Origin of the sequence: Paenarthrobacter sp. C1, assembly GCF_049315185.1 — a bacterium.
In the GTDB taxonomy this organism is placed as follows: Bacteria; Actinomycetota; Actinomycetes; order Actinomycetales; family Micrococcaceae; genus Arthrobacter; species Arthrobacter nicotinovorans.
This window is the reverse complement of sequence record NZ_CP186052.1, coordinates 4,241,734-4,254,876: the sequence shown is the minus strand read 5'-3', so window position 1 is coordinate 4,254,876 and position 13,143 is coordinate 4,241,734. Positions and strand designations below refer to the sequence as shown.

The following is a 13,143-nucleotide window of genomic DNA, read 5'->3' as shown; positions in this document are numbered from 1 at the left end:
TTCCGCATCGGAGGGCGGGGATGATGCCCGCGCGACGGTGAAGCTCCAGCTGACGGTGTGGGGGCAGTCCCTCTAATGGACCGCTAGAGCAGTTCCCGGAACACGTCCCAGCCGTTGCCGACCGGGCCGTACGGACCATAAAGCCCTGTGGTGGCAGCGCCTGTGGAGTACAGGACAAGATCGCCGTTCTGGTTGATGGCAACCAGGTTGTTGTACTTCTGATGAGCGAAGCTGCCCAGGCCCGACACATCCCGGAACGTGTTCCAGCCGCTGCCCATGAACGCGGGAACACCCCAGCCGCCCTGGCCGTCGGTGGGGTACAGCTGGAGGCCGCCGCTGTGGTCGCGGCCGAAGATCTCCACTGTGCCGTCGCCGTTCATGTCGCCGCTGGTGATGATCTTGTTCATGACCTGCCAGCCCCAGCCCACCTTGCCGGGCGCTAGCCACCCGCCCTCGCCATCTCCGGGGTACAGGAACAGATCGCCCGCGGGATTCCGGGCAAGGACATCGTTGTGGCCGTCGCCGTTGAAGTCCCCGGGACCCACGATCGAGTCGAAAATGTTCCAACCGGCGCCCACCTGGCGGGCCGGAAGCCAGCCGCCGTCGCCGTCACCCGGGTAGAGGAACAGCTGGCCCGCTGAGTTCCTGGCAAGGAGGTCATTGAATCCGTCGCCGTCAAAGTCGCCGGGCGAGAAGACAATGTTGAACATGTTCCAGCCCGCCCCTACCTGCCGGGGTTCGTCCCATGTTCCCCAGTACGCGGGGCAGGGTCCCTCGCAGGCGCCCTTGTAATACGTGTAGGTCCGCGGGTACAGGATCAGCCGGCCGTCGGGGGTCCGGGCCAGGGGTTCGAAGTTGCCCCTGCCTGTCCAGCCCATTGCCCGGTTGGAAGCTTTGATCGGCGCGGTTTCCGCACTCAATTGCGTGCCTGTGGGGCAGCCGGGCTCACCGGGAGTCAACGGATGGACACGCAACGAGATCCTGGAGCCCTGGTCTTCGGGCAGGACCTTCAGGGTTTCGCCCTGGCGTTCCTGGGGTAGGGTCTCACCGTCGCGCAGCCACTCCAGGGTGATGCCGTCGCTGGAACCGTCGGGGTTCCTGCAACCCCAGTAGTCGTAGTTGTACTGGCGGCGCATCTCGGACCCAACGTACGGAACGCCGTCGATGTACGGAGTTGGCTGGTAGTCGGCAAGGGCAGGTCCGGCGCCCACCAGCCCGGATGCCAGAAGGCCCGTTGCCATTGCAGTAGTGGTTGCACGTCTTAGCAGACGCGATCGAATCAACAAGCGCGCTCGAAAGTTCCCCATTTTTCCCCCCGGAAAGTATCGCGTCATGGCCGCGTGGTGTGTGCTGAGGTTACCGCATTCCGGGGAGGCGTGGTCAGCTGTTGCCCGGGGCCACCATGAACACGTCGACGGGGTCCTCGGATTCCAGGACGAAGCCGTGCCGCTCGTAAAGACGCCGGGCCGGGCTTCCCTGGAGCACGTCCAGGCGGAAGGGGCGTTCGTCCACCGATGCGGCCATCACATGCCGGAGCACGGCCCCGCCAAGGCCCTTGCCCTGATGTGCCGGGGCGATGAAGAAATGTTCTATCCACCGGGCGTCCGCTTCGGGCCTGACCGCGATCACTCCGGCGTCGACGCCGTCGCTATGGATGACGTAGGTTTGCTCCGGCTCGAAGGCGGCAAGGAAGCGCTCGCGGACGCGCACGGGGTCGAAGCGTCCGAGGCGTTCCAGGTCCGGCCGCATCACCACGGCGCGAAGCTCGGCAATCCAGGCGGCATCGGTGGCAACGGCGGGGCGGAGGACAAAGTCAGGCATGGATCAAGCCTATGCGGGACGGCCGAACCATAGGATGAAAGCTGACGAAAGGTGCAGCCACAATGGTCACACGCGAAGAAGTAGAAGCAGCATACGCCCGGACATCGGGCTGGGTGCGGCACACGCCCCTTGCTGAAAGCGGGAACCAGGAGCCGTACCACTTGTGGTTCAAGTGCGAGTACATGCAGCACACGGGCTCGTTCAAGGCCCGCGGTGCCTTCAACCGGCTGCTCACCGCCAGGGAGAACGGTGAATTGGATCCCGGCGTCGGCATCGTGGTGGCTTCCGGTGGAAACGCCGGCCTGGCGAATGCATTTGCCGCAGCGAAGCTCGGCGTTCCCGCCACAGTGTTCGTCCCCGAATCGGCTCCGGCGAACAAGGTCCACAAGCTGTACGCCGTTGGGGCCACCGTAGTCCAAGGCGGTGCCGAGTACGCCGAGGCCTACGCCGCCGCCGTGAAGTTCGCGGAGGAAAAAGGCGCTGTCTATTGCCACGCGTACGACCAGCCGGAGATCGTGGCGGGTGCCGGTGGCGTCGGCCTTGAACTGCTGGATGAACTGCCCGACGTCGATACCATCCTGGTTGCCGTAGGTGGCGGCGGGTTGATCGGCGGCATTGCCGCAGCCGTTGAGGGGAGGGCCCATGTGGTGGGCGTCGAACCGGAGACGGTTCCCACGCTGCACACCGCGCTGGCCCAGGGCGAGCCGGTAGATGTGGCTGTCTCCGGCATTGCCGCCGATTCCCTGGGTGCCCGGCGGATCGGCGAGATCGGTTTCGGGGTCGCCCGCCGGACCGGGGTAGAGAGCGTCCTGGTCACGGACCAGGACATCGTCGACGCCCGGCGCGCCTTGTGGGAGAAGCACAGGATCGTGGTGGAACACGGCGCTGCCGCGGCGTACTCGGCCCTGCTTTCAGGGGCGTACACACCGAACGACGGCGAGACCGTGGCGGTCGTTCTCTGCGGCGCCAACACGGATCCCGCCCACTTCTAGGCGCACCAAAGCAGGGGACAGCAAACGCTCCATCGAGCGGTCATCGCGACATATGCTGTCCCCTGCTTGGGTGGGGTACTACTTCTTGGGCAGGCCTGCCGGGTTCAGCTCGGACGCCGGGATGGCCTCGGAGGACAGTCCCCAGCGGTCCAGGATCTTGCCGTAGTTGCCGTCCTTGATGAGGGTATTGAGGGCTGCCTGCGCGGCGACGGCCAAGCCGTTGCCCTTCTGGGTGGTGAAAGCAATTTCGGCCTTCAGGGGCCAGCCTCCCTCAAGGGTGCCCACCTCCTTGGTTTTGCCGTCCTTGGCAGCCTTGTATGCGGCGGAGGCGTTGGGTCCGAACGTCAGGTCCGCACGTCCGGACTGGAGGGCGAGCTGGGAGGCGGAGTCGTCGTCGTAATACTGGAACTCAACCGGCTTCAGCCCGTTCTTCTTGTTCTCCTCGTCCCAGCGCACCAGGATTGCTTCCTGGTTGGTGCCCGAGCCGACGATGATGCGCTTGCCTGCGACGTCCTTGGGTTCCTTCACTGTTGAGATGTCGGAGTCGGCCTTGGCGTAGAAGCCCAGGAGGTCGTTGCGGTAGGTGGCGAAGTCGAACTTTTCCTTACGGGCCTCGGTGACCGTGACGTTGGAGAGGACGGCCTCGTACTTTCCGGATTCGACACCCAGCGGCCAGTCGGCCCACGCAACCGGCAGCACCTCGACCTGCAATCCCAGGGTCTCGCCCACTGCGTAGGCGATATCCACTTCGCTGCCGATCAGCGTCTTGTTGTCAGTGGCGAACGTGCTCAATGGGGGAGTGCCGCCTGTGGTCACCACGGTCAGTTTGCCGTCGGCTTTGATGGCGTCGGGGACCAAGGCTGCCGCAGCGGAATCCACGGCCACTTTGATGCGGTCCTGCTGCGGGGTCAGGTTGAATTGTTTGGTTGCGCTGGATGAAGCGTTCGACGCCGGCGCTGACGCGGCTGCCGTGGCTCCTGGATCCGAGCATGCCGTCAACCCCAGCAGTGCGGTGGCGGCCAGCGCCGCGGTGATGCCGGATGCGGCGGTAAAACGTGCCATGGGTTCTCCTCGAAGGGCTTTGATGCGTAGTCGTGGCTGCAACTATCCGGCAGGCCCGCGAGGGTGGTCAAAGCGCTCCGAAACCCTGGGATACAGGGGTTCACGGCAGTTAATCAGGCGTCGAACAGGGTCACAAAGGCCGGGCCCGAACAGCACGCGACGCAACTCACAGAAATAAGCCGGGTGCCGCCGTCGTTGTCGCTAGAGTGCCCGGAAAGCAGAAGCGGGCGCCGCGAAACGTACCGAAAGGCTTCACCGTGACTGTTCCTCTTTCCATCCTCGACCTGGCAACCATCGGGAAGGGCCAGACGGTGGCGGAGAGCCTCGCGGGCAGTGTCGCCATGGCGCAGAAAGCCGAAGAGCTTGGCTACCGTCGGGTCTGGTACGCCGAGCACCACAACATGTCCGCCATCGCGTCGTCGGCCACGAGCGTGCTGATCGCCCACGTCGCCGCGCACACCAACACCATCCGCCTGGGCGCCGGCGGTGTGATGCTGCCCAACCACTCGCCGTTGACCATCGCCGAACAGTTCGGCACCTTGGAGACGCTCCACCCGGGACGCATCGACCTCGGTTTGGGACGTGCCCCCGGCAGCGACCAGAACACCATGCGTGCGCTGCGCCGTGACCACACATCCTCCGACAGGTTCCCGCAGGACGTCCTGGAACTGCAGGGCTACCTCACAGGCCCCACCCGCATCCAGGGTGTCGAAGCGACGCCAGGCAAGGGCACCAACGTGCCGCTGTACATTCTGGGTTCCTCGCTCTTCGGCGCGCAGCTGGCCGCCCAGCTGGGTTTGCCGTACGCCTTCGCTTCACACTTCGCCCCGGCCGCGCTGCAGGACGCCGTGGCTGTTTACCGGCGTGAGTTCAAGCCCTCGGAACAGTTGTCTGAGCCGTACGTGATCGCGGGAGTAAACGTCACCGCGGCGGACACCAATGCCGAGGCACAGGCCATCAACCTGGCAGTGAAGCGTGCACGGGTCTCCCTGTTCTTCGGTGGCGGACGCGAGTTCACGGATGACGAAGCGGATATGGTCCTCGACTCCCCGCAGGGCCAGCACATCGCCCAGATGATGAAGTTCTCGGCCGTCGGCACCAAGGACGTTGTCCGCGAGTACTTGGACGAGTTCGCCCGGTTCGCAGACGCCGACGAATTGATCGTGGCCCACCAGAGCATCGGCACTGCGGAGCGTTTGCGGTCCGTGGAGCTGCTTGCCGAGGTAGCTGGCCTGGTACCGGCGTAAACACCCGCATAAATCCAAGGAAAAGCTTTACTCGTTTGCAATCTACTAGGTAGTCAAGCGAAACCGTCCGGGCGGAGACTGTAGTTATCCGCTTCGGAAGGATCCGCCATGCCCACGCACTTGAATCAATCAGTCGCCGACTCCGCGCTGCTGATGAAATCGCTCCCGCTTGGCCTCCTCCGGACGGTCCTTCAATCCGACGCGCACAACGGCATCACCCCTGAGCTGTTCGCGGAGCTTAAGGTCCTGGCCAGGGTTCCCGGCCTCCTGGTGGCCTGCAACTACGGCGGGACGCTCTGCTCGGCGGAGGGAGTATCCACCGAGACGCTGCCCTTGGACAGCGCGGCGGTGGCGCTCCGTGCTCTCGCAGCCCTCCCCAACACCCACGCAGCCATCATTTCCGGCAGGTCTTTGCGGGACCTGGCAGCAGTGTCCCGGCTTCCGGCCGAGGTCCATTTGGTGGGTTCCCACGGGGTGGAGTTCGACATGGGCTACGCCTACACGCTTTCCCTCGCCACGGAGCAGTTGCTCCAACAGGTAGCTACGGCGTTGACCGAAGCCGTGGGATTCGAGAAGGGCATCAGCGTTGTCCGAAAGCCCGTAGGCGTTGCTGTCCACACCCGGCCGGCCACGCCCGAGGTTGTGGACCGGGCGGTGTACGCCTCGCAGAAGATCGCGATCGAATTCGGCCTCTACTTCATCATCGACGGAACGGTGCTGGACCTCACGGTGGAGGAGCCGGCGAAGGGCCAAGCCCTGGAGCAGCTCCGCGCCCGGTTGGGCGTCAGCGCGGCACTGTATGCGGGCGATGCCGAGAGCGACGAAAAAGCGCTGGCCACTTTGCGGGGGCCGGACCTCGGTTTGCATGTGGGGCCCGGAAGCACGACGGCGGCACACACCCTTCCGGATCCGGAAGCCTTTGCGCACGTGCTGGCCTTGCTGTTCGAGCTGCGGCGGGCATGGCTCTTCGGCGAAGACGCGGTGGGCCTGGAACGACACTCGATGATCGGCAACGGAAGCTCCACGGCCTTGCTTACGCCGGATGCCAAGGTCTGCTGGATGAGCCACCCGTTGCCCGATTCGGGCTCTCTGTTCGCCCATATCCTCGGCGGCGACCCTGCCGGCCACTTCAGTATCGAACCGGCGAAACCGTCACAGGTGCTGGCCCAGCGCTACGTGGACAACACCAGGATCGTGGAAACCCGTTGGGCCGACGTTACCGTGACGGACTACCTGGAACCCGCCCCGGAGGGGATCACCAGCCTGGTCCGGGTGTTGTCCGGCACGGGGTCGGCCCGGGTGGTCTTCGCTCCGCGGCCCGACTACGCCAACGCACCGTTCAGCATGGAAATCCGCGGCGACGAGGTCCATATCCTTGGCACCTCGGATCCGATCATCCTGTCCGCTCCCGGGGTCGCCTTCTCCATCACCAGCGACGGCCGCTACGCCACTGCCACAGCTGAAGTCGCCCTCAGCGACGGGCCTGTGGTCCTCAATATGCGCTGTGGGGATACCGAGCCGCCGCCCCCGGACCCGGCCGGCGAGCCCCACCGTCGTGCCGCCGTCGGGCAGGTTGCGCGTGAGTGGGTAAAAGCGCTGCAGCTGCCCACCATCAAAACGTCACTGGTGCGGCGCTCCGCGCTGGTCCTCAAGTCGCTGGTCCACGAGCCCACCGGTGCCGTGCTGGCTGCGCCCACCACGTCCCTGCCGGAAGGAATCGGCGGAACCCGGAACTGGGATTACCGGTACTGCTGGCTGCGCGACGGATCCATGACCGTGAACTCGCTGGTGTCCTTGGGATCCACGGAGGAAGCGGACGGGTTCCTGCGGTGGCTGGGCCGTATCCTGGACAACGCCCCCGGCCCGGAATGGCTGCACCCCCTTTACTCGGTGACGGGCTCACCGTTGTCTACGGAGGCCATCGTGGAGAGCCTGCCGGGGTACGCGGGGTCCAGGCCTGTACGGATCGGGAACGCAGCGGACCACCAGGTGCAACTGGACGTGTTCGGCCCCATCGCCGAGCTGATCCATGATCTGTCGGAGCGGCGCGGATTCCTGCCGGACGAGCACTGGTTCTTGATGGAGCAAATGGCGCATGCGGTGCTGGCCCGCTGGCATGAGCCCGACCACGGGATCTGGGAAGCGCGCCGCCCGCCTCGCCACCACGTCTATACCAAGGTCATGTGCTGGGTCACGCTGGACCGGGCGCTGCGTGCTGCTGCCCTGCACGGCCGGACGCCGCACGCGGACTGGGCACCTACGGCCGCGACGATTCGTGAAGAAGTCCTTCGCGAGGGCTGGGATTCGTCGGCGCGGTCCTACACCGTGGCCTACGACAGCCCGGACCTCGACGCCGCAGTTCTCCACGTCGGACTGTCCGGCCTCTTGGACGTCCAGGACCAGCGGTTCCTGGATACCGTGACTGCGGTGGAGCGGGAGCTGCGCGTCGGCCCTACCGTCTTCCGGTACAGGTACGACGACGGCCTGCCGGGTCTGGAGGGCGGCTTCCACATTTGCACCACCTGGCTGATTGAGGCGTACCTCGCGGTGGGGCGACTGGACGATGCGCTGGAACTGTTCAACCAGTTGGTGGCCCTGTTCGGTCCCACCGGGCTGCTGCCCGAGGAGTACGATCCGGGCACGGAAACGCACCTCGGCAACCATCCCCAGGCCTACTCACACCTCGGCTTCATCCGCTGCGCGCAGCTCCTGGACCACTACCTGGCCAGCGCCGACGTGGAGTAACGCTGGTTGGGTCAGGTAAGCAGCAGTGCGACGGCGATCATCGCCGGCACTGCCACGATCGTGGTGATGAGCACGGTGTCCTTGGCGACGGTAATTCCCGCCTGGTAGCGGTTGGCGGCCACGAACACGTTCTGGGCTGTGGGCAGCGCGGCGGTCACCACCACCGCGAACAGCGCATGGCCGTCCATCCCGAGGGCGAAGCGGGCGAAAAGATAAGCCACCAACGGGTGCACGACGAGTTTGAAGCCGCTGGCCAACAGGGTTTCGAGCCGGCGTCCTGCGGACTTCTGAAGGGGCCTGGAACCGTTCAGGCTCATCCCGAACGCCATCAGCATCGCAGGAATCGCGGCCCCGCCAATGAGGTGGATCGGCTCGAGAATAAGCGTTGGCACCTGGAAACCGGTGCCCGCCACCAGAAGGCCCAACGCTGAGCCCACGATCATGGGGTTCCGCACGATCATCAGGACGAAGCGCAGGGGAGTGGTCCGATGTGAACTGGTACTGGCATCGAGGGCCATCAGGTACATGGGGGTGAAAAACGCCAACTGGAAGATCAACAGCGGTGCCACATAGCTCGCATCGCCCAGGACGAACACGGCGATGGGGATCCCCAGGTTGGCTGAATTGGCCAGCGACGCACTCATGGAAGACATGAGCGCTTCGGGCATGCTGCGCTTCAACCAGAGCTTCACGATCAGGAAGAACAGCAGGCCGGTGATGACGGCGCCGACGGCCGTGACCAACAACGGAGCGGCGAAAACATCATGCAGTTTCGCCTTGCTCAAGGTCTCGAAGAGGAGCGCGGGACTGGCCACGAAGAACGTCAGGGAACTTAACACGGAGCGGGCGTTGTCACCGAGGATGCCGCGACGGCCAACGAACATGCCCACCAGGATGATGGCCCAGACAACGAAAAACCCGGACAGGACGCCGATCATGACGGCGTGCGGTCGGGGATTTGTTGGATCACGAACTACAGCCTAGCCAGAACAGCCGCGTGAGTAAGCGTTTTCAGGCGACCGTCCCGATATTTGGACCCTGAACGCGCCCGACGCCGGCACCCTGGTGAGTGCCGGCGTCGGGCGTTGCTGTGGGAACCTAGCTGAGGTGGGCTGCGTTGCTGAGCGCGTGCGGCGGGCGCATGAGCCCGGGGGTGTGGCCCTCGGCGGGGTCGTTGCCAAGCTGCAGGATCTTGTTGTCCTTGCCGACATGGACCACCCTGGGTTCGTAGGCCCGGGCCTCTTCCGTGGTCATTTCCGCATAGGTGATGAGGATGACGGTATCGCCGACGTGGACCATGTGCGCGGCCGCGCCGTTGATGCCGATCACGCCGGACCCGCGCTCGCCGGCGATGGTGTAAGTCTCCAGCCGGGCGCCGTTGGTGACGTCAACAATGGACACGAGTTCGCCGGGAAGGATGTCGGCCGCATCCAGCAGGTCCAGGTCGACAGTGACCGAACCGACGTAGTGGAGGTCGGCATGGGTCACCGTTGCACGGTGGATCTTGGACTTGAACATTGTGCGGATCATAGTGGGACCAGTTTAGCGCGGGACCCTCACCCGGCGCTGTGACGTACCAGACTCGGGAGCCTGCCGTGGAGTGGGAGATTCACAAGCACGAGACCGGGGGCCTGTTGCTTCCTGACCTTGTTCAAATGCAGGATGGCCGCGGATCAACCTCACTTGGTTGATCCGCGGCCGCATCCGGTTCAAAGAGGGTCAGGACCGGCTGGACTGCAAGGCGCCGGCCGGCTCGTATCGCAGCAGTTCCGTCCCTGCGGCCACGAGTACGCGCAGCTCAGCCAAGCCACCCTTGACCAAGCCTGCGGCCCTCGCCTGCACCAGCACATTGCCCAGCGCTGTTGCTTCGACCGGCCCCGCGACCACCTGTTTGCCCGTTGCGTCAGCAGTGAGCCGGCACAGGAGCCGGTTCTGCGAGCCGCCGCCCACAATGTGCACCACGCTGGTGCTTCGCCCCGTGAGCCGCTCTGCGTCGGCCAGCGTGCGGGCGTAACCGGCAGCGAGGCTTTCCATGATGCAACGCACGACGGCGGCAGGCCGGTCCGGGAGTACCGCACCGGTGTTGCGCACGGCTGCGCGGATCCGGTCCGGCATGTTGTCCGGTGCCGTGAAGCGGGGGTCGTCGGCGTTGATCCGGGGCCCACCGGCAGGCAGTGCCGCCGCGGAATCCAGCAAGGCGGTGAGCGCTTGCGTGTGGCCCTCGGCGGCCCATGCCCTTTGGCATTCGCTGAGCAGCCACAGGCCACCGACGTTGCGGAGGTACCGGATGGTGCCGTCCACGCCGCGTTCGTTGGTGAAGTTGGCTTTCCGGCTGGTTTCGTTGAGGACCGGCCGGGGAAGCTCGACGCCTACCAAGGACCACGTGCCCGAGGAGATGTAGGCGAAATCCTGGTCCGCAGCGGGAACTGCGGCGACGGCGGATGCGGTGTCGTGCGAACCGACGGCCACCACTTTCGTGTCCGCCGGAAGGCCCGTCCGGTCAAGGATCTCCGGCAAGAGCGTTCCCACCGTTTCGCCGGGTTGGATCAGCGGCGGGAAGACGTTGCGGGGCAGGCGGAGGGCGTCCAGGAATTCCGTGGCCCACTCTCCGGCGACGGCGTCGAAGAGCCCGGTGGTGGAGGCATTGGTGGCTTCCGTCCGGCGCTCACCCGTCAGCAGGAAAGCAATCAGATCGGGGATCAGGAGAGCTTGCAGCCCTTCAAGGTTCGGCTCCGCGGCCAGTTGATACAGGGTGTTGAACTGCAAGTACTGCAATCCCGTGGCGGCATAGAGCTTTTCCGGGGAAACGGCCGCATGGACGCGCTCCACAGCGGCCCGGCTGCGTTCGTCGCGGTAGCTGTAGGGCTGCGCGGTCAGTTCGCCGGCTTTGTTCACCAAGCCGTAGTCAACGGCCCAGGTGTCGATGCCGATGCTCACAATGCGCTCGCTGTTACCCCGGGCAGTCGCGGCGGCGGCCGTCAGGCCTTTGAGCACCTCAGCGAAGAGGGCGTCGAAATCCCAGCGGAGGCCGCCGTCGAGCTCTATGACTCCGTTGGGGAAGCGGTGGATCGTCTCAAGGGAGACTCCTGTAGCGGGGGAGACGCGGCCCAGCATGACGCGGCCGGAGGAAGCGCCGATGTCGATGGCTGCGAAAACCTGGTCTGTCTGCGGTGAGGACACCGCCCCGGCGTGTGCCGGGGCGGTGTCCGTGGTGGTTCCGGTGGTCACTGGTGCTCCTAGCGGAGGAAGGCTGCTGCCACGCCGGCGTCCACGGGAATGTGCAGGCCGGTGGTGTGGGAGAGCTCGTTGCTGGTGAGCACGGACGCGGCGTTGGCGACGTGTTCGGGCAGGACTTCGCGCTTGAGGAGCGTGCGTTGGGCGTAGTACTTGCCCAGTTCCTGCTCGTCCACGCCGTACACGGCTGCTCGCTTTGCGCCCCAGCCGCCGGCGAAGATGCCGGAGCCGCGGACCACGCCGTCGGGGTTGATGCCGTTGACGCGGATACCGTGATCGCCCAGTTCGGCGGCGAGCAGGCGGACCTGGTGGGCTTGGTCTGCCTTGGTGGCGGAGTACGCGATGTTGTTCGGGCCGGCGAACACGGAGTTCTTGGAGGAGATGTAGATGATGTCCCCGCCCATGCCTTGGTCGATCATGACCTTTGCCGCGGCCTTGGACACCAGGAACGAGCCCTTGGCCATGACGTTGTGCTGGAGGTCCCAGTCCTTCTCGGTGGTTTCCAGCAGCGGCTTGGAAATGGAAAGGCCGGCGTTGTTGACCACCAGGTCCAGGCCGCCGAACGCGAGCACGGCCTCCTGAATCGCGGCGGCGATCTGGGCTTCGTCGGTCACGTCGGCCTGGACGCCGATGGCGACGTCCGGACCGCCCAGTTCCTCGGCGACCTTTTGCGCGTTCTCAAGGTTCAGGTCGGCAATCACCACGCACGCGCCGTCGGACGCCAGACGGGTGGCGATCGCCTTGCCGATACCCGACGCCGCACCGGTCACCAGCGCGATGCGGGTGGCGTGGGACTTGGGCTTGGGCATCCTGGCGAGCTTGGCTTCCTCCAGGGCCCAGTACTCGATGCGGAATTTCTCGGATTCCTCGATCGGGGCGTAGGTGGAGATGGCCTCGGCGCCGCGCATCACGTTGATGGCGTTGATGTAGAACTCGCCGGCGACGCGTGCGGTCTGCTTGTCCTTGCCGAAGGAGAACATACCCACGCCCGGGACCAACACGATCGCCGGGTCCGCGCCACGGAGCGCCGGTGAATCAGCGTCAGCGTGCCGGTCGTAGTAAGCCTGGTAGTCCTCGCGGTAGGCGGCGTGCAGTTCCTTGAGCCGCGCCACGGAGTTTTCGATCGAGGCATCGGCCGGCAGGTCCAGCACCAGCGGCTTGACCTTGGTGCGCAGGAAGTGGTCCGGGCAGGACGTGCCCAGCGCGCCCAGGCGCGGGTGCTCTTCCGAGGCAAGGAATTCAAGCACGACGGCGTCATCGCTGAAGTGCCCCAGCTGCGGTTTGTCAGTGGAGGCCAGGCCGCGGATCACCGGAGCGAGGGCCGCAGCCTTGGCCCTGCGCTCAGCTTCGGGGAGGGCGCCGTAGCCGAGGAGCGGGGCACCGAAGGGCTCGGCCTTGCCGTTGTCCTTGATGTAGTTCTCTGCCTGGTCGATGATCCACAACGAGTTGGCCTCGGCCTCTTCGCTGGTGGCACCCCAGGCGGTGATGCCGTGGCCGCCCAGGATGGTGCCGATGGCCTGCGGGTTGGCTTCCTTGATCGCGGCAATGTCCAGGCCCAGCTGGAAACCGGGACGACGCCACGGCACCCACACCACCTTGTCGCCAAAGACCTTGGAGGTCAGGGCTTCGCCGTCAACGGCGGTTGCGATCGCGATGCCCGAGTCCGGGTGAAGGTGGTCAACGTGGGCGGCGTCCACCAGGCCGTGCATGGCCGTATCGATCGACGGCGCCGCGCCGCCCTTGCCGTGGAGGCAGTAATCGAAGGCGGCCACCATTTCGTCTTCGCGCTCGACGCCGGGGTAAACGGACTTCAGTGCCTGCAGCCGGTCCAGCCGGAGTACTGCGAGGTTCTCCGCTTTCAGGGTGCCGAGGTCGCCGCCGGAGCCCTTGACCCAAAGAAGCTCTACGTCCTGACCCGTGACGGGGTCCTTCTCTGTGCCCTTGGCGGAGGTGTTGCCCCCGGCGAAGTTGGTGTTCCGCTTGTCCGCGCCGAGGCGGTTGGAACGGGAAATCAGTTCTTCAACAGTGGTGTTGGTAGTCAT

At 65.4% G+C, this 13,143-nt stretch carries 10 protein-coding genes; 3 read left to right on the top strand and 7 right to left on the bottom strand.

Annotated features, from left to right (window positions below; genetic code table 11):
- Window positions 1–83: 83 nt before the first annotated feature.
- Both ACNAOU_RS19890 and ACNAOU_RS19885 read right to left on the bottom strand, forming a co-directional pair.
- A complete protein-coding gene (locus tag ACNAOU_RS19890) occupies window positions 84–1,241 on the bottom strand; it encodes an FG-GAP repeat domain-containing protein (protein ID WP_179128407.1) in 1,158 nt (385 codons plus the stop codon).
- A gap of 139 nt (window positions 1,242–1,380) precedes the next feature.
- The gene (locus ACNAOU_RS19885; RefSeq protein WP_039243146.1) at window positions 1,381–1,821 is read right to left on the bottom strand and encodes a GNAT family N-acetyltransferase; all 441 of its coding nucleotides are present in this window, start codon (window positions 1,819–1,821) and stop codon (window positions 1,381–1,383) included.
- A 62-nt stretch (window positions 1,822–1,883) separates the two neighbouring features.
- Between ACNAOU_RS19885 and ACNAOU_RS19880 the strand changes: the two genes are divergently transcribed.
- Complete coding sequence (locus ACNAOU_RS19880) at window positions 1,884–2,813, top strand: threonine/serine dehydratase (protein ID WP_055972955.1); 930 nt, start codon at window positions 1,884–1,886, stop codon at window positions 2,811–2,813.
- Window positions 2,814–2,891: 78 nt separating this feature from the next.
- On the opposite strand, the gene ACNAOU_RS19875 is transcribed toward ACNAOU_RS19880, so the two are convergent.
- Window positions 2,892–3,875 carry an ABC transporter substrate-binding protein gene (locus ACNAOU_RS19875; RefSeq protein WP_018778127.1) on the bottom strand — a complete coding sequence of 328 codons (984 nt, stop codon included), beginning with the start codon at window positions 3,873–3,875 and terminating at the stop codon, window positions 2,892–2,894.
- A 257-nt stretch (window positions 3,876–4,132) separates the two neighbouring features.
- Here ACNAOU_RS19875 and ACNAOU_RS19870 point away from each other — a divergent pair, with 257 nt between their 5' ends.
- Both ACNAOU_RS19870 and ACNAOU_RS19865 read left to right on the top strand, forming a co-directional pair.
- A complete protein-coding gene (locus ACNAOU_RS19870) occupies window positions 4,133–5,122 on the top strand; it encodes an LLM class flavin-dependent oxidoreductase (RefSeq protein WP_026267225.1) in 990 nt (329 codons plus the stop codon).
- Between the two features lie 108 nt (window positions 5,123–5,230).
- Window positions 5,231–7,867: a trehalase-like domain-containing protein gene (locus ACNAOU_RS19865; RefSeq protein WP_422757576.1), complete on the top strand. Its 2,637-nt coding sequence runs from the start codon at window positions 5,231–5,233 to the stop codon at window positions 7,865–7,867.
- Window positions 7,868–7,878: 11 nt separating this feature from the next.
- Here the strand turns inward: ACNAOU_RS19865 and ACNAOU_RS19860 are convergent, their stop codons facing one another.
- From ACNAOU_RS19860 to ACNAOU_RS19845, 4 genes are all read right to left on the bottom strand, one after another.
- A complete protein-coding gene (locus ACNAOU_RS19860) occupies window positions 7,879–8,805 on the bottom strand; it encodes an AEC family transporter (RefSeq protein WP_422757575.1) in 927 nt (308 codons plus the stop codon).
- Between the two features lie 160 nt (window positions 8,806–8,965).
- Window positions 8,966–9,397 (bottom strand): aspartate 1-decarboxylase, encoded by a 432-nt coding sequence (gene panD / locus ACNAOU_RS19855; RefSeq protein WP_026267226.1) that lies wholly within the window; start codon window positions 9,395–9,397, stop codon window positions 8,966–8,968.
- Between the two features lie 189 nt (window positions 9,398–9,586).
- Entirely contained in the window at window positions 9,587–11,095 is a 1,509-nt protein-coding gene (locus tag ACNAOU_RS19850; RefSeq protein WP_422757574.1) for a rhamnulokinase, read from the bottom strand.
- Window positions 11,096–11,103: 8 nt separating this feature from the next.
- Window positions 11,104–13,143, bottom strand: a complete 2,040-nt coding sequence (locus ACNAOU_RS19845) for a bifunctional aldolase/short-chain dehydrogenase (protein WP_422757573.1) — start codon at window positions 13,141–13,143, stop codon at window positions 11,104–11,106.

What these genes read in the sequence shown, in the direction of transcription:
- ACNAOU_RS19890 (WP_179128407.1), bottom strand. Translation starts at nt 1,241, where the DNA reads ATGGCAACGGGCCTTCTGGCATCCGGGCTGGTGGGCGCCGGACCTGCC.
- ACNAOU_RS19885 (WP_039243146.1), bottom strand. Translation starts at nt 1,821, where the DNA reads ATGCCTGACTTTGTCCTCCGCCCCGCCGTTGCCACCGATGCCGCCTGG.
- ACNAOU_RS19880 (WP_055972955.1), top strand. Translation starts at nt 1,884, where the DNA reads ATGGTCACACGCGAAGAAGTAGAAGCAGCATACGCCCGGACATCGGGC.
- ACNAOU_RS19875 (WP_018778127.1), bottom strand. Translation starts at nt 3,875, where the DNA reads ATGGCACGTTTTACCGCCGCATCCGGCATCACCGCGGCGCTGGCCGCC.
- ACNAOU_RS19865 (WP_422757576.1), top strand. Translation starts at nt 5,231, where the DNA reads ATGCCCACGCACTTGAATCAATCAGTCGCCGACTCCGCGCTGCTGATG.
- ACNAOU_RS19860 (WP_422757575.1), bottom strand. Translation starts at nt 8,805, where the DNA reads ATGATCGGCGTCCTGTCCGGGTTTTTCGTTGTCTGGGCCATCATCCTG.
- panD (WP_026267226.1), bottom strand. Translation starts at nt 9,397, where the DNA reads ATGATCCGCACAATGTTCAAGTCCAAGATCCACCGTGCAACGGTGACC.
- ACNAOU_RS19845 (WP_422757573.1), bottom strand. Translation starts at nt 13,143, where the DNA reads ATGACTACCAACACCACTGTTGAAGAACTGATTTCCCGTTCCAACCGC.